The sequence below is a fragment of the Mycobacterium sp. ELW1 genome (genome assembly GCF_008329905.1).
Lineage (GTDB): Bacteria > Actinomycetota > Actinomycetes > Mycobacteriales > Mycobacteriaceae > Mycobacterium.
On record NZ_CP032155.1, the window covers coordinates 5,885,438 to 5,905,833 of the forward strand.

Annotated in this window: 19 protein-coding genes; 7 read left to right on the plus strand and 12 right to left on the minus strand. The window is 66.8% G+C overall.

Annotated features, from left to right (window positions below):
- Window positions 1-87: 87 nt before the first annotated feature.
- Window positions 88-1,032 carry a prephenate dehydrogenase gene (locus D3H54_RS28280; protein ID WP_210419778.1) on the plus strand — a complete coding sequence of 315 codons (945 nt, stop codon included), beginning with the start codon at window positions 88-90 and terminating at the stop codon, window positions 1,030-1,032.
- Here the strand turns inward: D3H54_RS28280 and D3H54_RS28285 are convergent.
- From D3H54_RS28285 to D3H54_RS28305, 5 genes are read right to left on the minus strand one after another with little or no spacing between them, the layout of a single operon-like run.
- Window positions 995-1,597, minus strand: coding sequence for a putative glycolipid-binding domain-containing protein (locus D3H54_RS28285; protein ID WP_149383002.1), 603 nt, complete (start codon window positions 1,595-1,597; stop codon window positions 995-997). The genes D3H54_RS28280 and D3H54_RS28285 overlap by 38 nt on opposite strands.
- Window positions 1,594-2,382 carry an ABC transporter permease gene (locus D3H54_RS28290; RefSeq protein ID WP_149383003.1) on the minus strand — a complete coding sequence of 263 codons (789 nt, stop codon included), beginning with the start codon at window positions 2,380-2,382 and terminating at the stop codon, window positions 1,594-1,596. The genes D3H54_RS28285 and D3H54_RS28290 overlap by 4 nt, the downstream gene beginning before the upstream one ends.
- On the minus strand, window positions 2,379-3,023 hold the full coding sequence (locus D3H54_RS28295) for an ABC transporter permease (RefSeq protein ID WP_149383004.1): 645 nt from the start codon (window positions 3,021-3,023) through the stop codon (window positions 2,379-2,381). Before D3H54_RS28295 ends, D3H54_RS28290 begins: the two co-directional genes overlap by 4 nt.
- On the minus strand, window positions 3,020-4,120 hold the full coding sequence (locus D3H54_RS28300) for an ABC transporter ATP-binding protein (RefSeq protein ID WP_149383005.1): 1,101 nt from the start codon (window positions 4,118-4,120) through the stop codon (window positions 3,020-3,022). Before D3H54_RS28300 ends, D3H54_RS28295 begins: the two co-directional genes overlap by 4 nt.
- Complete coding sequence (locus D3H54_RS28305) at window positions 4,121-5,074, minus strand: ABC transporter substrate-binding protein (protein ID WP_210419615.1); 954 nt, start codon at window positions 5,072-5,074, stop codon at window positions 4,121-4,123.
- A gap of 184 nt (window positions 5,075-5,258) precedes the next feature.
- On the opposite strand from D3H54_RS28305, the gene D3H54_RS28310 reads away from it, so the two are divergent.
- The gene (locus tag D3H54_RS28310) at window positions 5,259-5,585 is read left to right on the plus strand and encodes a LapA family protein (RefSeq protein WP_149383800.1); all 327 of its coding nucleotides are present in this window, start codon (window positions 5,259-5,261) and stop codon (window positions 5,583-5,585) included.
- Here the strand turns inward: D3H54_RS28310 and D3H54_RS28315 are convergent.
- Genes D3H54_RS28315 through D3H54_RS28325 form a run of 3 tightly spaced genes read right to left on the minus strand, consistent with a single transcriptional unit; the run spans window position 5,582 to window position 8,453 of the window.
- On the minus strand, window positions 5,582-6,607 hold the full coding sequence (locus D3H54_RS28315; protein WP_149383006.1) for a phosphotransferase family protein: 1,026 nt from the start codon (window positions 6,605-6,607) through the stop codon (window positions 5,582-5,584). The genes D3H54_RS28310 and D3H54_RS28315 overlap by 4 nt on opposite strands.
- 13 nt (window positions 6,608-6,620) lie before the next feature.
- Window positions 6,621-7,229, minus strand: coding sequence for a histidine phosphatase family protein (locus tag D3H54_RS28320; protein WP_149383007.1), 609 nt, complete (start codon window positions 7,227-7,229; stop codon window positions 6,621-6,623).
- Window positions 7,230-7,289: 60 nt separating this feature from the next.
- Complete coding sequence (locus tag D3H54_RS28325; RefSeq protein ID WP_149383008.1) at window positions 7,290-8,453, minus strand: CaiB/BaiF CoA transferase family protein; 1,164 nt, start codon at window positions 8,451-8,453, stop codon at window positions 7,290-7,292.
- A gap of 87 nt (window positions 8,454-8,540) precedes the next feature.
- Between D3H54_RS28325 and D3H54_RS28330 the strand changes: the two genes are divergently transcribed.
- Genes D3H54_RS28330 through D3H54_RS28350 form a run of 5 tightly spaced genes read left to right on the plus strand, consistent with a single transcriptional unit; the run spans window position 8,541 to window position 13,257 of the window.
- The gene (locus D3H54_RS28330) at window positions 8,541-9,584 is read left to right on the plus strand and encodes a phosphotransferase family protein (protein ID WP_149383009.1); all 1,044 of its coding nucleotides are present in this window, start codon (window positions 8,541-8,543) and stop codon (window positions 9,582-9,584) included.
- The gene (locus D3H54_RS28335; protein WP_149383010.1) at window positions 9,585-10,343 is read left to right on the plus strand and encodes an SDR family NAD(P)-dependent oxidoreductase; all 759 of its coding nucleotides are present in this window, start codon (window positions 9,585-9,587) and stop codon (window positions 10,341-10,343) included.
- A 12-nt stretch (window positions 10,344-10,355) separates the two neighbouring features.
- The gene (locus tag D3H54_RS28340; protein ID WP_149383011.1) at window positions 10,356-11,663 is read left to right on the plus strand and encodes an acyl-CoA dehydrogenase family protein; all 1,308 of its coding nucleotides are present in this window, start codon (window positions 10,356-10,358) and stop codon (window positions 11,661-11,663) included.
- On the plus strand, window positions 11,660-12,283 hold the full coding sequence (locus D3H54_RS28345) for a TetR/AcrR family transcriptional regulator (protein ID WP_115317689.1): 624 nt from the start codon (window positions 11,660-11,662) through the stop codon (window positions 12,281-12,283). The genes D3H54_RS28340 and D3H54_RS28345 overlap by 4 nt, the downstream gene beginning before the upstream one ends.
- Window positions 12,283-13,257: an NADPH:quinone oxidoreductase family protein gene (locus tag D3H54_RS28350; RefSeq protein ID WP_149383012.1), complete on the plus strand. Its 975-nt coding sequence runs from the start codon at window positions 12,283-12,285 to the stop codon at window positions 13,255-13,257. The genes D3H54_RS28345 and D3H54_RS28350 overlap by 1 nt, the downstream gene beginning before the upstream one ends.
- A gap of 5 nt (window positions 13,258-13,262) precedes the next feature.
- Here D3H54_RS28350 and D3H54_RS28355 read toward each other — a convergent pair whose 3' ends face one another.
- The 4 genes from D3H54_RS28355 to D3H54_RS28370 all read right to left on the minus strand — a co-directional run bounded on the left by D3H54_RS28355 (window position 13,263) and on the right by D3H54_RS28370 (window position 20,375).
- The gene (locus D3H54_RS28355; RefSeq protein ID WP_149383013.1) at window positions 13,263-15,140 is read right to left on the minus strand and encodes an alkyl/aryl-sulfatase; all 1,878 of its coding nucleotides are present in this window, start codon (window positions 15,138-15,140) and stop codon (window positions 13,263-13,265) included.
- Between the two features lie 28 nt (window positions 15,141-15,168).
- Window positions 15,169-17,073, minus strand: a complete 1,905-nt coding sequence (locus tag D3H54_RS28360; protein WP_286199032.1) for an alkaline phosphatase family protein — start codon at window positions 17,071-17,073, stop codon at window positions 15,169-15,171.
- A gap of 156 nt (window positions 17,074-17,229) precedes the next feature.
- Window positions 17,230-19,134, minus strand: a complete 1,905-nt coding sequence (locus D3H54_RS28365) for a glycosyltransferase family 39 protein (protein ID WP_149383014.1) — start codon at window positions 19,132-19,134, stop codon at window positions 17,230-17,232.
- The gene (locus D3H54_RS28370; protein ID WP_149383015.1) at window positions 19,134-20,375 is read right to left on the minus strand and encodes a bifunctional glycosyltransferase family 2/GtrA family protein; all 1,242 of its coding nucleotides are present in this window, start codon (window positions 20,373-20,375) and stop codon (window positions 19,134-19,136) included. Before D3H54_RS28370 ends, D3H54_RS28365 begins: the two co-directional genes overlap by 1 nt.
- Window positions 20,376-20,396: the final 21 nt, after the last annotated feature.

The window sequence follows — 20,396 nt, forward strand, 5'->3', positions numbered from 1 at the left end:
CGCTAGTCGCTGATCAGGCCTTTTGACCAGGTACCCGTCGGCTGTGCGGTTTGGATGTGTAAACCTGGACATGTGACGAAGACACCCGTGTGCGTCCTCGGTCTCGGGCTCATCGGCGGCTCGGTATTGCGAGCGGCGGTCGCGGCCGGGCGTGAAGCACTCGGCTACAACCGATCCGTCGAGGGTGCCCAGGGCGCGCGGTTCGACGGTTTCTCCGCCACCACCGATCTGACCGAGGCATTGGCGTGGGCCGCCGAGCGCGACGCGTTGATCGTCCTGGCCGTGCCCATGCCGGCGGTGTCCCAATTGCTCAGCCACATCAAAGACGTCGCCGCCGAATGCCCACTGACCGACGTCATCAGCGTCAAGGGCGCGGTGCTCGACGCGGTGCGCAAAGCCGGCCTGCTTGACCGCTATGTCGGTGGCCATCCCATGGCCGGCACTGCCCACTCTGGTTGGAGCGCGGGCGACGCCAGGTTGTTCGCGGGTGCGCCGTGGGTCCTCACGGTCGACGAGCACGTCGATGCCCGGGTGTGGGAGCAGGTGATGCACCTGGCGCTGGACTGCCAGGCCGTCGTCGTCCCCGCCACGTCCGACGAGCACGACGCGGCGGCGGCCAGCATTTCGCATCTTCCGCATCTGCTCGCCGAGGCATTGGCCGAGACGGCCGGCGAGGTGCCGCTGGCATTTGCTCTGGCGGCCGGCTCATTTCGGGACGGCACCCGGGTCGCGGCAACGGCCCCCGATCTGGTGCGGGCCATGTGCGAGGCGAACGCCGAGCAGCTGCTGCCCGCCCTCGACCGCGCGTTGGAGCTACTGAACCAGGCCCGCGCATCGCTGGCCGACAGGGGTTCGGTGGCCGAGCTCGTCGAGGCGGGCCATGCCGCCCGCGCTCGCTACGACAGCTTCTCGCGCCCGCAGATCGTGACCATCGCGATCGGAGAAGAGGATTGGCGCGCGGAACTCGCCGCCGCCGGTCGCGCCGGCGGCGTGATCAGATCCGCGTTGCCAACCCTGGGTAGTCGACGATGAAGCCGTCGGCGTCGACCGTGATCGTGGTGTCGGCGACCGGCGAATGCAGCTCGATGCCGTCCCCGGTGTCCGGGCCGGAGCTGCCGTAGCTGATGGTGGCCTGCTTGACGGTCAGGTCGGGCAAACTCACGTACACCACCGGCAGCGCCACCGAATCGACCCGCTGGTACAGGCCGGTGCGCCGGATGGGCAGTGCGTTGAAGAACGGGCTGAAGACGACGTCGACGTCCAACGCCCCTTCGTAGGCACCTCGCGATTGGCCCTGGTGATCGGTGACGAGCCACATGCCTTCCTCGTCGCGGGCGATCGACAGCTGCCGATCCCGCTCGGCGAGGGTGACGCTCATGGACAGCCGTTTGGTCGCGCCGGTCTCGTCGGTCACCAGGTCATAGGAAGCGCTGAAGGCCGGGTTCGTCTCGGCGGCCGCGGCGACGATTCGGCCATAGGCCTTGATCCGCTTGCCTGATAGCTGGACCCGGGCGGATTCCATCCGCGAATCATCGTGCGCGCGCCAGGTCAGGATCGCCGGCCAGGCGCTTTCTGTCGCGTCGTTGGCTGCACTCACCCGTCTACCGTATGCGACGGGCCGCCCCGTTCGTAACCAGGTCGGGAAGTGCGGCTCATCTGTGATGTGGGTACGCGTGCATCCAAACTGACCTCGTCGTCGAGCAACGGTTGCGGCATCCGCCGGAATCGGCCCGAGCCGGGCACCGAAGCCCACACGGCCAGCGCCAGCAGCGCATCGAGCACCAGGGCCAGCACCGTCACCAGCAACGCACCCACCAGCGCGAGGTAGAACTGGCGGACCTTGATGCCGTCGATCAGGTAGCGCCCCAGGCCACCGAGGCTGGCGTAGGCGGCCACCGTCGCGGTCGCCACCACCTGGAGAGTCGCCGTGCGCAGCCCACCCAAAATCAGCGGCAGTGCATTGGGCACCTCGACGCGCAGCAAAACCCTGGTCTCGGTCATGCCCATCGACCGGGCGGCGTCGACCACCGCCGGGTCGACGTTCGCGATCCCGGCATAGGTGCCGGCCAGCAGCGGCGGGATGCCCAGCAGCATCAGCGCGACGGTCGGCGGCAGCAGCCCCAGCCCCCACAGCAACACCCCGAGCAGCAGCACCCCCAGAGTCGGCAGTGCCCGCAGCGCGTTGACCCCGGTGACCACCAGGAAGGTGCCGCGCCCGGTATGCCCGATCAGCAGGCCGATGGGGATGGCGATGAGCGCGGAGACCACGACGGCGACCGCGGTGTACTGCAGGTGCTCGACGATGCGGACCGCCAAACCGGCCCGGCCGCCCCAGTTGGCGCCGGTGAAGATGTAGGCGAGAGCTTGCTGAAGAAAATTCATGAGCTCGCCTTCACCCGGGCCCATGGGGTGATCAGCCGGCCGGCCAGCAGGATCAGCACGTCGATGACGATCGCGAGCAGGAAGATCGCGATGATGCCTGCGACGATCTGATCGCTCTTGTCCGCCTGGTAGCCCTCGGTGAACCAGGTACCCAGCCCGCCGATGCCGATGACCGACCCCACCGACACCATCGAGATGTTGGTCACCGCGACTACTCGAAGACCGGCGATGAGGACCGGAATCGACAGCGGCAGTTCGACTTTGAGCATCCGCGACACTCGGGTATAGCCGACAGCGGTGGCCGCGTCACGCACCTGGGCGGGCACCGCGTCCAGCGCTTCGGGCACTGCCCGCACCAGCAGCGCGGTGGTGTAGAGCGTCAGCGCGACGATGACATTGGCCTCGTCGAGGATTCGGGTCGGAATGATCAGCGGCAGCACCACGAACAGTGCCAGCGACGGGATCGTGAAGATGATGCTGGCCGTCACCGTGGTCACCCGGCGCAGCGCGGTCGTCCGCCACACATAGGCGCCCAACGGCACCGCGATCACCAGACCCAGCACCACCGGAATGAGCGACAGCCGGAGATGAATCACGGTCAGCGCCCATGCCTTGTCGAGATGGGTGAGCAGATAATTCATTGTCGGGTCCGTTGGGCCTCTAACGCTTCCAGGACGTCGTCGGCCTTCACTCCGCCGATCACCTGCCCGTCGTCGTCGACTGCCACCCCCAGCCCGGCCGGGGAGGACAGCGCCGCATCAAGAGCCAGTCGCAACGTACCGCCCGGAACGAACAGCGATCCGCCCGCAATTGTGCTGTCGTACAACGAACTTCCGCCACGATGGAGCTGCACGCCGTCGGCGTCGAGCCACGCGTACGGCCGGCCGTCGTCCCTGGTGACCAGGCGCCAGTCCCCCGGCGCGAGTGTCAGCGCATCGATCTCGGCCTCTGTGACCGTCTGAATGTCGTGCAGCGGCAACCCGGAAGCCTGCCGGAACTGCAGGCCACGGTAGCCGCGGTCGGTACCGATGAACCCGGAGACGAATTCGTTGGCGGGATTGGACAACAGCCGGGCCGGGGCGTCGTACTGCTGCAAGGTGCCGCCGGGCCCGAACACCGCGACCCGGTCACCGAGCTTGATCGCCTCGTCGATGTCATGGGTGACGAAGACGATGGTCTTCTGCAATTCTCCTTGCAGGCGCAGAATTTCGGCCTGCAACTCATCGCGCACCACCGGGTCGACCGCCGAGAACGGCTCGTCCATCAGCAGTACCGGTGGATCTGCAGCCAGCGCGCGGGCCACGCCGACGCGCTGCTGTTGACCGCCGGACAGCTGCGCGGGGTAGCGGTCGCCGAGCTTGGGATCGAGGCCCACCCGCTCCAGCACCGCGTAGGCGGCCTTGCGAGCGGCCCGCCGCGACTCGCCTTTGAGCACCGGGACCGTCGCCACGTTGTCGATCACCCGCTGATGGGGCATCAGTCCGCCGCTCTGGATGACATAACCGATCCCGAGCCGGAGCTTGACCGGGTTGACACCGGCGATGTCGCGGCCGTCGACGGTGATCGTCCCGGAGCTGGGCTCGATCATCCGGTTGATCATCCGCATCGAGGTCGTCTTGCCGCAGCCCGACGGCCCGACGAACACCGTCAGCGTGCCGGTCGGCACCTCCATACTCAGGTCGTCAACCGCGACCGTGCCGTCCGGGTAGGTCTTCGTGACGTTGGCGAAGGTGATCATCTATTTCCCGATCGGCTTGTCGAAACCGTTGTCACGTATCCACTTTCGCGCCGCCTCATCGGGGTCGACGCCGGAATTGCCAGACACTGCGGTGTTGAGTTCGATGAGTGCCTCGGTGCTCAGCTTCGCCGACACCGCATCCAGCACAGTCTTGAGTTCGTCGGACTTCTTCTGCGAACTGACCAGCGGCACGACATTGGCCGCCAGGAAGTTGTTCTTGGGGTCCTCCAGGACGACCAGTTTGTTCTGCGGAATGGCGGGTGAGGTGCTGAAGATGTCGGCGGCGGTGACGGTGCCGTCCACCAGCGCACGGACCGTCGCCGGGCCGCCGCCGTCACTGATCGAGACGAAGTTGTCCGGCTTGATGTCCAGCCCGTATTTGGCCTTCAGGCCCGGCAGCCCCTCCGTGCGGGTCTGGAACTCTGACGGTCCACCGAACTTCACCTCCGGCGAATGTGCGGCCAGGTCGCCGATTGTCTTCAGGTTCCACTTCCGTGCGGTGGCTTCGGAGACGGCGACGGTATCGGTGTCGTTGGCCGGTGACGGGGTCAGGATCGACAGATCGCCGGGCAACACCCGGAACAACGCCAACTCGACCTGATCCGGCGTCGTCACCGTGGTCTTGGAATCGAAGTACTGCAAGAGATTTCCGGTGTACTCGGGCACCAGGTCGATGGAGTGGTCACGCACCGCGGGAATGTAGGTCTCGCGGCTGCCGATGCCGAACTGCCGGCCCACGGTGAAACCGTTGGCCTCCAAGGCCTGGGCGTAGATCTCGGCGATGATCTTCGACTCCGGGAAGTCCGCCGATCCGACAACCAGATTCTTCAGATCACCCGAGGCCGATCCGCCACCAAGCGGATTGGCGCTGCCACACGAGACCACCGCCGGCAGCACGAGCGCCAACAAGATCGCCACAAACCACAGTCGCCTGCCGCCCCGCGACGCATTCATGCGCGTCCTTTCACCCCGACCCGTTTAGCCGACAGTAACGACACTTACCCTCCTACGCCGGGGTTTAGATCAGGGCAAACGTCATCGTTCTGTCATAACCCCATTGTTTCTGCCCGGCCTGAGTGGGAACAATGACTATGTGACCATCAGTGAACCGACGGGCCCGCACTACGAGCCGACGCCGATGCCGCCGGCGCCTCCGGCTGCGGAGCCTCCCGCGCCCACCAATGCCAAGTCGGTGAACGAGGTCAAGTTCACCCGCGCCGCGGCCCTGTGGTCCTCGTTGATCTTCGGATTGTTGATCCTGACGGTCCTGCTGATCTTCATCGCCCAGAACACCGGATCGACGTCGTTCGCGTTCTTGGGCTGGCATTGGTCACTGCCACTGGGCGTCGCGATCCTGATGGCGGCGGTGGCCGGCGCCATGGTGACCGTGTTGGCCGGGGCGGCCCGCATCTTCCAGCTCCGCCGCGCCGCCAAGAAGAACCTGCGGGCAGCCCGCACGACTTAACCGAAAAACTCCAGACCGCGGCTGATCAGCACGGCGACAGCCTCCCCCGCCTGGTCATCGTCGCCGGCGACGTCCTCGGACATCCGCCGGCGGAAGTCGATTCCGGCCACGATGATCGCCAGTTTGAAATAGCCCAGTGCCATGTGGAAGTTCCAATGCGCCAACGGGTTTCCGGACGCCACCGAATAGCGCTGGGCCAGATCCTCTGCCGTCGGCATCTGCGGGGCCGTCCACGACTTGTGCTCCTGGCTGAGCAAGTCCAGCATCGGATCGCGCTGCACACACATCACGGCGACATCGGCCAGCGGGTCTCCGAGGGTGGACATCTCCCAATCCAGCACCGCCCGAACAATTGTCGGGTCACTCGGATCGATGATGGTGTTGTCGATGCGGTAATCGCCGTGCACGATCGAGCTACGACTTTCCGACGGCACCGCGTCGGCCAGTTTGGAGTGCAGCCGTTCGACGTCACCGTCACGCGGATCGTCGGGCAGCCGAACGTGTTGCCACTGCGAACCCCACCGCCGCACCTGCCGTTCGAGATATCCCACCGGCTTGCCGAAGTCACTCAAGCCGACGGCGTCGGGATCCACTTCGTGAAGGTCGACAAGCACCCGGATGAGACTGTCGACGCAATCGCTGACCACGCCGGCGTCGCCGAGCGCATCGAGCTCGGCGCGGGTTCGAACCACTTGGCCCGCCACATATTCCACCATCTGGAACGGCACACCCCCGACGGAATCGTCGTCACGCATGGTGACCGCGGGCGCGACCGGCACCGGGCTGCCGGCCAATGCGGCCACCACCCGATATTCGCGAGCCATATCGTGCGCCGACGGGGTGAGCCCGTGCAGCGGCGGGCGGCGCAGCACCCATTTGGAGGCGTCGTCGAAAATCAGGAAGGTCAGGTTCGACCGGCCACCGGAGATGAACTCCGCCTGCAGCTCCCCGCTACGCGGAATGCCCGCCGATCGCAGATGCCTGTCCAGTGCCGCCAGGTCGAGCCCGTCCAGAGAAGTCACCCGCTATGTATAGCTAATAGCGCTGGTTGCGCGGCAAGAGATCCCAAACATGTTCGGTGGTGTTGACCGCCGCCACCGTGCCGAACCCGCTGCGGGCGTAGAGCAGGCGGGTGATCGAGACGTAATCGATGGGGAACGACAGCAGCCGTTTGGTGCCGAGCAGCTCGTGCAGGATCACGTTGATCACCCCGCCGTGGCTGAAGACGGCAACCGTCTCGTCGTGGTCTGCCGCCGCGACGATATCTCTCAGCGCCGCGCCTACCCGGCCGCGGAACTCGTCTTCGTCGACGGTGCTGGGCAGCCGGCCGTCGGCCATCCGCGCCCACTCCTCCGGCCGCTCTTTGCGCACCTGTTCGATCGGCACGTAGTGGGACAGCCCGCGGTCGTACTCGGCCAGCCGGTCGTCGATATCGACGGTCAGCCCGGTGGCCTTGGCGACCGGCTCGGCGGTCTGCAGCGCGCGCCGCTGCGGGCTGCTGATCAGCCGGGCGAGCGGGAAACGGTCCAGTGCCTCAGGCAGCCGCCTGGCCTGCTCCCAACCCTCCTCGGACAGTTCCGGATCGCTGCCTTCACCCGCCTCGGTCCGGTGTGGCAGGGCATGCCTGACGAGCAGCAGCTGCATGGGTGCGGTGGTCCTTTCACGCTCCGAGCGTGTGAGTTGTCGCGGATTCTTCGACGATTTTCAACGATATCCCGCACGTTCGGCGAGCTCGGCGAGGACCTCATCGGTGTGCTCGCCGAGTTTCGGGGCGGCCGACCGCGGCGCCCACGGGGTGCCGTGGAAGTCGGCGGGGGTGGCGATCATCGGGCCGCCGTCGGGCACGTCGACCAGACCGCCCGCGGCGTGGAACTGCTCGTCGGCCAGGACGTCCTCCATCGAGTTCACCGGCGACCAGAACAGGTCGGGCTCGGCGTCGAACGCTGAAGCCCATTCGGCGAGCGTCTTCGTCGCGAAGATCTCGTCGAGCGTCGCAATCAGTTCACGGGAATTGATCGCGCGGTCGCGGGCAGTGGTAAATCGGCTGTCGGTCAACCACTCCGGGCGCCCGACCGCACGGCACAGCGACGGCCAGTGCCGGTCGGCTTCCAGCCCGACGATCCAGAGGCGCCGCCCGTCGGCCGCCAGGTAGTTGTTCATGCACGGGTTGAACATCGTCTCGCGCTGACCGATCGCGATCGGATTGCCGGTCAGCAGGAAGGTGTTGAGGTCGAAGCTGACGGTGTAGGCGCCCTGGCGGTAGAGGGATGTGGTCACCAGTTGCCCTTCACCGGTGCGGGCGCGGGCGACCAGTGCGGCGTTGATCGCCGCGGCCAACGTCATCCCGGTCATGTGATCGCCCATGCCGCCCCGCTGGAAGGGCGGGCTGTCACCGGGACGGGTGAGCAGATCGGCAACCCCGGAGCGGGCCCAGAATGCGGCGACGTCGTAGGCCGGGCGGTTGGCTTCAGGCCCGCTCTCGCCGTACCCGGTGATCAGGCCGTAGACCAGGCCCGGATTGAGCGCGGCCACCGACGGATAGTCCAGATCGAGCCGCCCAAGCGCATCCGGCCGGACGTTGGTGAGGAAAACGTCTGCCGCCGTGAGCAATTGGCGAGCGGTAGCCAGCCCACCGTCGGTGGTCAGGTCGAGCACGATGCTGCGCTTGGACCGATTGTCCATCTCGAACGGCGGGTTGCTGCCGTCGTCGAGTCCGAGCATCCGGCCGAACATTCGGCCCGGGTCGCCGGTCGGCGGTTCGATCTTGACGACGTCGGCACCCCAGTCGGCCAGAATTCCTCCGGCAGCCGGCCCGGCGACCCACACCCCGAGCTCGACAACCTTGATGCCCTCCAGCGGTCCGGCCATCGTCGCCCCTTTCGCTATGCGTCTGCCAAAGGCTAGTGGCTCGGCGCTTGGAGAATGCTATTCTCCAAATGGAGATTGAGGAGTTCCATGACGAGAACGCAAAACCCCGCGGACCTCGACACCGCGACGCTCGGCCGATGGCTCGACACCCAGAACGCACCCGGCCATGGCGAGCAGCCCGTCGCCGAGGTCCTCAAGGGCGGGTCGCAGAACATGCTGTACCGGATCAACCGCGGTGGGGAGGGCATGGTGCTGCGGATGCCCGGACCGCGCGCCGACGAGCGCCGCCTCGGTGAGCTGCTTCGCGAAATCCGTCTGGAACGGGCGTTGAAGGGCACCGACGTACCGCACGCGGAACTGGTGGCCGCCGACGAGAGTGGGGAGGTTCTCGGCAAGCCCTTCTATCTCATGAAGGAAGTCGACGGCTGGAGCCCCATGGAGGGCGGCTGGGAGGCGCCGTTCGACGCTGACCTCGACGCCCGCCGCGACCTGGCATTCCAGCTGATCGAGGGTGCCGCGAAGCTCGGCCGGGTGGACTGGAAGGAACAGGACCTGGAGGGGTTCGGCAGACCCGACGGCTTCCACGACCGACAGGTGGATCGCTGGCTGGCGTTCCTCGCCGCGTTCCAGGTGCGCGAACTGGCCGGACTGGATGCGGCGTCGCAGTGGTTGCGCGACAACCGGCCCGCGCACTACACCCCCGGGATCATGCACGGCGACTACCAGTTCGCCAACGTCATGTACGCCCACGGGGCACCCGGGCGGCTGGCCGCGATCGTGGACTGGGAGATGACCACGATCGGCGACCCGCTGCTGGACGTGGCATGGGCGCTACTCGGCTACGACGGCGAACATCCCAAGGACACCGGCTTCTACCTGCCGATGGACGGTATGCCCACCCGCAGTGAGCTGCTGGCGCACTACGAGAAGGTCAGCGGGCTGTCTACCGAGAACATCCACTACTACCTGGTGCTGGCCAACTGGAAGCTGGGCATCGTGCTGGAGAAGACCTACGCCGCCGCGGTCAACGGCGGCACGGCAGACCCGAAAGTGGTCGAGGCCTTCGGCGCGATGGTGCCCGATCTGATCGCCACCGCGGCCCGGTTGGCGCAATCCGGTGAGGAGTCCTGAATGGGCTACGCAGACACTCTTTTCGACCTGACCGGCCGCGTCGTGCTGGTCACCGGCGGCAGCCGCGGTCTGGGCCGCGAGATGGCGATGGCGGCCGCGCGCTGCGGCGCGGACGTGGTGATCGCCAGCCGCAAGTTCGACACCTGTGTGGCGACGGCCAAGGAGATCGAGGCCGAAACCGGCTGCACCGCAATGCCATACGGGGTTCACGTCGGGCGATGGGATGAGCTCGACGGGTTGGTCACCGCGGTCTACGACCGGTTCGGCAAGCTTGATGTGCTGGTGAACAACGCCGGTATGTCGCCGACCTACGACAAGCTCACCGATGTCAGCGAGAAACTGTTCGACGCGGTGATGAACCTGAATCTGAAGGGGCCGTTCCGCCTTTCGGCACTGGTCGGCGAACGCATGGTCGACGACGGCGGCGGTGTGATCATCAACGTCAGCACCCACGGCTCGCTGCGGCCGCATCCGTCGTTCATCCCGTACGCGGCATCCAAGGCCGGACTGAACGCGATGACCGAAGGCCTCGCGGCGGCGTTCGGGCCGACGGTGCGGGTCAACACCCTGATGCCGGGTCCGTTCCTCACCGACATCAGCAAGGCCTGGAACCTCGGTCGCGAAAATCCGTTCGGCCGGCATGCCCTGCAGCGGGCCGGTGAGCCGCACGAAATCATCGGCGCCGCACTGTTTCTGATGTCCGATGCATCCAGCTTCACCACCGGCTCGATCCTTCGGGCCGACGGCGGAATCCCGTAAAGGAGTACGACGATGGCGTGGGACTTTTCCACCGAGCCGGAATTCGAGGAGAAGCTCGAGTGGATCCGGACCTTCGTGCGCGACGAGATCGAACCGCTCGAGGTGATCTTCCCGAGCTGCGAGTTCCTGCCGCTCAACGACGAGCGCCGCAGGATCGTCGACCCACTCAAGCAGAAGGTCCGCGACCAGGGCCTGTGGGCGCCGCACCTCGGGCCCGAGCTGGGCGGCCAGGGCTTCGGGGCCGTCAAGCTCACGCTGATCAACGAGATCCTGGGCCGCGCAACGTGGTCGTCGATCATCTTCGGCACCCAGGCGCCCGATACCGGTAACGCCGAGATCCTCGCCCGCTTCGGCACCGAGGAACAGAAGCAGCGGTACCTGACCGGGCTGCTGTCCGGGGAGATCTTCTCGACGTTCTCGATGACCGAACCGCAGGGCGGATCCGATCCGCGGGTGTTCACCACGCGGGCGGTGCGCGACGGCGACGACTGGGTTATCAACGGCCGCAAGTACTGGTCCTCGAACGCCTCGGTGGCATCGTTCTTCATCGTGGTCGCGATCACCGACCCGGACGTCCCGGTACACACGGGCGCCTCGACGTTCCTGGTGCCGGCCGACACCCCGGGCGTGCACATCGAGGCGACCCACCACCTGGTCGGCTCGCAACCCCACGACCCCGGGCACTCACTGGTGCACTACGACAACGTCCGGGTCCCCGCGTCGGCGATGCTCGGCGAAGAGGGCCACGGCTTCGGCGTCGCCCAGTCCCGGCTGGCCGGCGGGCGTCTGCACCATGCGATGCGCTCCATCGGAGTGGCCCAGCGAGCGATCGACGCGATGGCCCGCCGCGCGAAAAGCCGCTTCACACAGGGAAGTCTGCTGGCTGACAAGCAGTTGATCCAGGAGATGGTCGCCGACTCGTTCGTTGAGCTGACCCAGTTCCGGCTGATGGTGTTGCACGCCGCGTGGCTGGTCGACACCGCCGGTGAGCGGGCCGCGCGGGAGGAGATCGCGGCCTGCAAGATCGCGACCGCCTCCGTGCTGAAGTCCATCGGCCTGCGGGCGATCCAGGTGCACGGCGGACTCGGACTGACCGACCAGATGCCGTTGACCAGTGTGCTCATGGGTGGGATCACGCTGGGGCTGGCCGACGGGCCGACCGAGGCGCACAAGGTCAACCTGGCCCGCCAGCTCCTCAAGGGCTACGAGGCGGAGGATCCGGTCTGGCCCAGTGAGTTCCTGCCCAACCGGATCGAGCGAGCCCGGGAGAAGTACGGCCATTTGGTCGATCGCATTCCCGCGCTGCCTGTTTCGCCGTGACCAGCAGAGCCGCGGCCGCCGTGGTGCGGGCCCTCGACGACCGGCAACGCGAAGCCACCGAAGACGTGGAGCGCATCCTGGCCGCCGCACTGCGGGTGTTGCAGCGGGTCTCCCCCGACGCGCCGCGGGTCAGCGACATCGTCGCCGAGGCCGGCGTCTCCAACAAGGCGTTCTACCGTTACTTCGCCGGCAAGGACGATCTGATGCTGGCGGTCATGGAACGCGGTGCGGCAATGGTGGTTTCGTACCTGGAACACCAGATGGCCAAGGAATCCACCCCGAAAGGCAAGATCACCCGATGGATCAGCGGGGCGCTGGCCCAGGTCGCCGATCCGGAGCTGATCGGAATGAGCCGCGCCCTGGTGGTGCAGATGTCCGACTCGGACAAGCGCCGCCTCGGCGAGGAGGAGATCCTGGCCGCCATGCGCGAGCTGCTGGTCGAGCCGATTCGGCAGCTCGGCAGTAGCGATGCCCAGCGTGATGCCGACGCGGTGTTCGTGTGTACCGTCGGCACGATGCGCCGCTACGTGAACTCCACCGACCAACCGGGTCGCAAGGACATCAACCACCTCGTCGGGTTCTGCCTGCGAGGCCTCGGCCTGCCGGAAGCGACGAGCTGATGCGCGCCGTCGTCTGCCGCGAGTACGGCGCCCCGGAGGATCTGGTCACCGACGAACTGCCGGACCCCACACCGGGTCCCGGTCAGGTGGTGGTCAAGGTGCATGCCGCCGCGGTCAACTATCCCGACGTGCTGCTGATCGCCGGCAAGTACCAGATCAAGGTGCCGCCGCCGTTCATCCCGGGCAGTGAGCTGGCCGGTGAGGTGCTGGCCGTCGGCGACGGCGTCGATTTCCGGCCGGGCGATCGGGTGTCGGCCACCACGTTCGTCGGCGGATTCGCCGAGCAGGCGCTGGTCGATGCGCGGGGTCTGACCCGCGTTCCGGACGGTGTCGACTATGCCGATGCCGCCGCGTTCGGGGTCACCAACCGCACGGCCTACTACACCCTGCGCACCGTCGCTCCCGTCCAGCCCGGCGACTGGGTGGTTGTCCTCGGCGCCGGTGGTGGTGTCGGCCTGGCCGCCGTCGACATCGCGGTTCTGATGGGCGCCAAAGTCATTGCCGCGGCATCGGGCGCCGAGAAGCTCGAGGTATGCCGCCGCCGCGGCGCGACGGAGGTCATCGACTATGACCGCGAGGACCTCAAGAGCCGGCTCAAGGAGATCACCGGCGAGGCCGGCACCCGCGTGGTCCTCGACCCGGTCGGTGGTCACTACTCCGAGCCCGCCCTGCGTAGTCTCGGCCGTGGCGGAAAGTTCGTGACGCTGGGCTATGCGGCCGGCGAGATCCCCAGGATTCCGTTGAACCTGGTGATGCTCAAAGGAATCACCGTGCAGGGCATGGAAATCCGGACGTTCGCTACCGACTACCCGGACGACATCGCGCACGACGACGCCGAGCTTGCGCAGTTGTTCGCCGAGGGCAAGCTGCGCCCGTACCTCGGGGCGCGGTTCCCGCTGGAGCAGGCGGCGACCGCGCTGCGTTACGTCGCCGACCGCAAAGCGATCGGCAAGGTCGTCATCGACGTCTGCTGACCGCGCTAGGGCGTGATGATGTTGAAGCTCGGGTCCGGCTGATCCAGCGCCCCGAGAAACTTCTGCAGGGCTTCCGCCTCACCGGTGGTCTCCAGACCCGGTGAGGTGAAATCGCCTGCCGCGGCGGCCAATAGCCGCAGCTTGGTAGCCAGCCGGATGGTGGCGGTCGCCGTCGACTCGTCTGCCGGCCACTGCCGGTAGACCAGCACGCCATTACGCAGGGTGAGCCGGTAATTGGCGTCGAGATCGGCGAACGTCACATCCAGTGCGATGTCCAGGTCCCAGGCCCGCGGCCCGTTCACACTGATCGCCAGCACGTCGAACATCTGCTCCGGGGTGAGCTGAGCAAGCAACGTCGACGACGACGACTGGGTGGGCGTACCGAAGTTCCCGTCGCGCAGCTCGGTGGCGCCGGACAGGAAGAAGTTGCGCCACGTCGCGCACTCGGCGCCGTACGCCAGCTGCTCGAGTGTGTCGGCGTACAGCTCCCTGGCACCCGCATGCTGTTCGTCGGTGAAGATGACGTGATCCAGTAGCGTTGCTGCCCAACGATAGTCACCGGATTCAGCGGCCGCACGGGCCAGCTCGACCACCCGGTCGGCGCCACCCATCGCCTCGACGTAGCGCGGCCCGATCGCCTCGGGCGGATGCGCCCACAAGCGCGCCGGGTTACCGTCGAACCAGCCCATGTACCGCTGGTAGACGGCTTTGACGTTGTGGCTGACCGATCCGTAATAGCCGTGCGCATGCCACGCCTTGTGCAGCGCGGGCGGCATCTGGAAGCCCTCGGCGATCTCGATGCCGGTGTAACCCTGGTTGAGCTGCCGCAGTGTCTGGTCGTGCAGGTAGGCGTAGAGATCGCGTTGCAGTGACAGGAATTCGACGATGTTGTCCTGCCCCCAGGTCGGCCAATGATGCGAGGCGAACACGACGTCGGTGCGGTCGGCGAACGTCTCGATGGCCTCGGTCAGGTACCCCGACCACCCGTGCGGGTCGCGCACCAGCGCCCCGCGCAACGTCAACAGGTTGTGCAGGTTGTGCGTGGCGTTCTCCGCCATGCACAACGCGCGAAACTTCGGAAAGTAGAAGTGCATCTCGGCGGGCGCCTCGGTGCCCGGCGCCATCTGGAATTCGATCTCGATACCGTCGATGGTGTGCTTCTCACCGGTGGTTTTGATGTCGATGGTCGGCACGATGATCGCGACCTCACCCGTCGACGGTGTCTGCCCCAACCCACAGCCGACCTGCCCCTGCGGCCCGCGGGCTAGGACGGCGCCGTACATGTACCCGGCCCGTCGCGCCATCGCGGTGCCGGCGTAGACGTTCTCCTGGACGGCGTGTTCGGTGAACCCCTCGGGGGCCAGCACCGCGACCTTGCCCGCGTCGACGTCGGCCTGGGTGGTCACCCCGAGGACACCGCCGAAATGGTCCACGTGGGAATGCGTGTAGATCACCGCGACCACCGGCCGGTCGCCGCGGTGCGCACGGTAGAGCGCCAGAGCGGCTGCGGCGGTTTCGGTGGAGACCAGCGGATCGATCACCACGATGCCGGTGTCGCCCTCGATGAAGCTGATGTTGGACAGGTCCAGTCCGCGGACCTGGTAGATACCCTCGACCACCTCGTAGAGACCCTGCTTGGCGGCCAGGATGGACTGCCGCCACAGACTCGGGTGGACCGATGTCGGCGCATCCCCGTCGAGGAAGCCGTAGGCGTCGTTGTCCCACACCACCCGTCCGTCGGCGGCATGGACCACGCACGGGGTCAGGGCGGCGATGAAGCCGCGGTCGGCGGCGTCGAAGTCGGCGGTGTCCTCGAACGGCAGGGATTCCAGATGCTCGGCATGAGCGGCCTCGATGACGGCGGACGGCGGCTTGGGTGTCATACCGCAATCCTTACCCAGGACGACGGCGTCAGGTCCAGAATCCGTTGAGCGGTTCGGCGTACTTGTCGTTGTTGGTCATCGTCGGCACCCCGAGCGCGTCTTCGATGGTGCGCAGCGTGCTGTAGTGGTCGTAATGATCGGTGACGACGAAGGCGCCGCCCTTCATACCGCCCGCGCTCACCGCCATCGGCGAGGGGATCACCACCGTCACGACGTGGTTGCCCTCGTTGCCGAAGCCCAGCGTGATGTTGTTGTTGTCCTCGTCGAACGTGACGATCAGCACCGACTTGGTGGTCTTCCACACGTCGGAATTCATGATCGTCGGGACGTTGTCCGCCAGGAACTGGTCGAGCGCGGGGACGTTGTACTGGTGGCGCGGATCGATCTGCGAGAACGCGAAGTGCGCGACTCCCGCCAGGGAGTCGACCGGGCCTTCACCGTTGGAATCCTCGTCGGCGGCGAACCACACGAAATCGGGTGTGGTGGCGTCTGATTGGAGGTCAGTGGCCATCTGCGTCAGCGGGAACATGTGCGCAGCGGCGTAGGCCTGGTTGTCGCCGATGCCGGCGAAGGCCGGCCACGGGGTCTGGTCCGTCGAATAGTTCGCGGTCGACTGCAACGGCTGCCCCGGTGTCATGCCCTGGGCGTAGGCCGCCCACGTCTTGCCGTGGGTGTCGAGGTTGACGGCCAGATTGTTGGGATCGGTGATGCAGACCGATTTGCAGTTGTAGGTCTTGCCGTACACCTGGCCGCCGACGATGGCGTAGTAGTTCGGCAGGCTGGGATGGGTCACCGCGTAATAGTTGTTCGCGAGGCCGTAGCCGTTGATCAAGCTGTTGAGGAACGGTGCGTTGGGGCTTCCGACGATGTCGTTGTAGCCCTTGTTCTCCATGTACACCAGGAACACGTGGTCGAGCGGCTGGACATCGGACACCGGCGGCGTCGGCGCGGGCGGTGCGGGCTGGGCGGTGCCGATACTGAAGGACAGGTTGTCGGCGTACGCGTTGTTGTAGCGGGCGGTGAAACCGATCACCACCGGATTCAGGTCGTGCATGGTCAAGGTGACGACGGCGCTGCGGGTGCCCACCGGGACGGTACCGATGGAGGTGCGTTGCCGGAATCCGGTCTGCCCCCAGCGATCCAGGTTGGAAACCGGCCCGATCGTGGAGCTTCCGAGGTAGAGCTGGTTCTGGTCCAGGAAGGTGACTTTCACACTGGCGAAGGACGGATCCAGCAGGTAGCCACCCAGGTAACCGTTCAGGTTGAACGGGACTGTGCCGCTGTCGATCTCAGCACTGGATGCACTGAGGTCCACGGTTTGGGAAAGCTTGGACGTGGCCACGTCTCCGCCGCCGAAGAACTGGGCGCCCCCACCGGGGGGTGCTGCGTTGACGCCCGGGAACGAGACGATGGCGGGAAGATTCGGCCATGCGAAACTCAGGCCCACCGGCCACGCGTTGCGGAGTTCGCCGTACTGAACCACGGTCGGGGTGCCGGTTGCGGTCCAGCCCGGCACGCTGACGGTGCTGTTGCCGTACCCGGCCGGATCACCGAGCTCGGCACCCGGATTCGTCAGCAGGTTGGGCCCGGTGGCCGGTACCGCGGTGGTCGTGACCGCGCCCGCCTTGCCGATGCCCGTGATGCGACGCAATTCGTCGCCCGCATACGCCAGCATCGACGAGATCGTCGCCGGCGAAGGCGGCGTGCCATCGCCGACCAGAGAATGCACTGCGACGGCGATCGAGTGCACTGTCGGCGCGTGCATCACCGGAGCCGAAAGTTGCGCGGGCTTGGCCACTTTGGCCGACGACGGGCCGGCGGCCAAACTGGGCGTCACCCGGTGCGTCTTGCCCACTGCCGCGGGTTTCGGCTTGGCCGCCGATGCCGTGGCCCCCGAGGCAGTCGAGGTGTTCGACGGCTGGGCATTCGCCACACCCGGTGTGCTTGCCAACCAGGAACCGATCCCGAGGGCTACCGCTAGCGCCCCGACCCTGCCGATATGTGCTGCGTTACCCATGACCCGTACTCCCGCCAGCCGATACGACAGATGGTACGAAGTACGGGCCGTCGGCGGACGGTAATTGACGGGTTAGTTCGGCGCGGTCAGGTCGTAGACCTCGGTCCCGCCCACATCCTGTGCGGTGAAGTGCTGCTTCACCCACTGGGTGATCTGGGTACCCGCACCCGAATCGCCGCCGGGCCCGTGATGGCCACCGCCGGGCCCCTCGCCGGCGATGAAGTAGTGGACCTGACCCGTCGAGACGTAGCTCTGGAACTGTTCCAGTGTCGGCGAGTTGTCGCCGCCGCCGAAACCACCGATCGACATGATCGATGTGCCGGTGGCCAGCTCCAGCGGGCTGGTGCTCATGGACCCGACAGTTGCTGCAGCCCAACGATTGTCGGCCTGAGTGAGCATGGTCTTCAGTTCGGTGTTGTCGGACGCCTGCTGGCCGCGAGGACCACCTGGTCCGCCGAAGCCCATCCCTCCGTCGGAGCGAGCCGGTCCCGATGTCGGAATCGCCCCGCTGTGGCTGTTGGCCACGGTCTCGACGGTGTAGGCCGCTGTGGCACCGAGGCCGAAGAGCAGACCGGCCGCCGCCAGTGCGACCGTCCAACGCCCGAGGCGATGTCCGCCCGCCACGAGCACGGCGGTGACCAGGATCGAGCCGGCCAACACCACCCAGCGCAGCCAGGGAAGCCACTCAGGAGTGCGATCGAGAAGGACGAAGTTCCACACTCCGGTGGTCACCAACATCGCCCCGAGTCCCACCCGCGACAACACAAACTGCTTGCCACGCCACAGTTCTCGAACGCTGATGCCGATCACGGCGGCGATCGCCGGTGCGAGGGCGATCGTGTAGTAGGGGTGCATGATCCCCTTCATGAAGCTGAACACCGCGGCGGTGACCAGCAACCAGCCTCCCCACAGGAGCAACGCCGCACGGGTGCGGTCGGTGCGCGGTGCCCGGCGAGTGAACCACAATCCGGCGAGCAGGCCGATCAGTGCGGCGGGCAGCAGCCAGCTGATCTCGGTGCCCATCGAGCTGTCGAACATCCTGGTGATGCCGGTGGACCCACCGAACATCCCGCCACCGGGACCGCCGCCCTCGCCGGGGCCCCCGCCGGAGCTGCCGCCCGGATTCCCGTCGCCGCCGAACACGCGGCCCAGGCCGTTGTAACCCAGCGCCAGCTGCAGCAGGCTGTTGTCGGTCGATCCGCCGATGTAAGGCCGAGAGTCACTGGGCCACAGGCTGACCAGAGCCAGGTACCACCCGGCGGAGACCACCATCGCGATCAGACCGACGGCAAGATGACGCAGCCGCAGCCACACACTGCCCGGGACCGCGACCAACACCACCAGGGCGAATGCCGGGGTGACCAGCAGGGCCTGCAGAAGCTTGGCCAGGAACGCGAATCCGATGGCCACACCGGCCAGGGCGATCCAGCGGGTGGGGTTGGCCTCCAGCGCGCGGATCAGGCAGTAGGCGGCCACCACCATCAGCAGAACGAGAAGTGCGTCGGGGTTGTTGAAGCGGAACATCAACGCCGCCACGGGTGTCAGCGCCAGAACCGCACCCGCCAGCAGACCGGCACCGTATCCACTGACCCGACGAACCGCGCTGTAGACCAGCGCCACGGACGCCACGCCCATCAAGGCCTGCGGGACCAGCATCGACAGTGTGCCGAATCCGAAGATCCGCCCGGACAATGCCATCACCCACAGCGAGGCCGGTGGCTTGTCCACCGTGATCGCATTGCCCGCGTCGAGCGACCCGAACAGCAGGGCCTTCCAGCTCTGAGTGCCGGCCTGCACAGCGGCCGCGTAGTACTCGTTGGCCCACCCGGCGGCACCCAGCCCCCACAGGTAGAGCAGGGCGGTGACGGCCAACAGCAGCCCCAGCGCCGGGCGCACCCAGCGCGGCCGCAGCGGGTGCGGCTGTTCGTGGGGCGGAATGTCCGTTGGCTTCTCAGTGAACTCGGCGAGCACAGTCATCACTTTCCTCCAACGGTCTGGCCGGTGCGCCGGGGATGGAAGACCCAGTTGCGCAACAGCACGAAGCGAACGACGGTGGCCATCAGGTTGGCCGCGATCAGCACCAGGAGTTCCACGGCGCGGTGCGGTTCGCCCATCGCGTGCAGCAGCGCCAGTGCGCCGCTGGTCAGGCCCAGCCCGATACCGAAGACCACCAAGCCCTCGAACTGATGGCGTGCCACCCCGCCTCGGCCGCGGACCCCGAAGGTGAACCGCCGGTTGACCGCGGTATTGACTATCGCGGTCACCAGCAGCGCCACCAGGTTGGCGCCCTGCGCGCCGATCGGGCGCAGCAGCAGGAACAACAGCAGGTAGGCCAGTGTCGATCCGATGCCGATCGCTGCGAATCGCACACCTTGGGTCAACAGCGATTTCGGCGCGCCGGCCTGGTTGCCGAACTGGGCGCCGATTGCCTTGACCGGGATCTGTCCGGTGCCGAATCCTTTGAGCAAGCGTGCGATTCCCTTCAGATCGGCGACCGCGGTGGCCACGATGTCGACCCGGCTGTCGGGATCGTCGATCCAGTCCACGGGGACCTCGTGGATGCGAAGGCCGCTACGCTCGGCCAGCACCAGCAGTTCGGTGTCGAAGAACCAGCCGGTGTCCTCGACGTAGGGCAGCAGCTCGGCCGCGACATCGGCGCGGATCGCCTTGAAACCGCATTGGGCATCACTGAACTTGGCGGCCAGCGTCGAACGCAGGATCAGGTTGTAGCAGCGCGAGATGACCTCCCGCTTGGCACCCCGCACCACACGGGAGCCGCGGCCCAGCCGGGTGCCGATGGCCAGATCGGAATGCCCCGACACCAGCGGTGCCACCAGCGGCGACAGCGCGGCCAGATCCGTCGACAGGTCGACGTCCATGTAGGCCAGCACCGGCGCATCCGAGGTCGACCACACCGCGTGCAACGCCCGCCCCCGGCCCTTCTGCTCCAGTCGCACCATGCGGACTTCGGGCAGTTCGGCAGCCAGACGGGCCGCCACCGCGGGGGTGTCGTCGATGCTGGCGTTGTCGGCGATCGTGATGCGGAACGAGAACGGGAAGTCCTCCCGCAGGTGGCGGTGCAGCCGGTGGATCGAGTTGGCCAGCACGGCCTGCTCGTTGTACACCGGCACGACGACATCGAGCACCGGTACACCGCGGTCGGCGGCGGTCAGTGCGGCATTGCGTCGGCGTGCCACGGGGATGTCGGTGATGGTCATGTACTCATCGTCGGCCGCGGC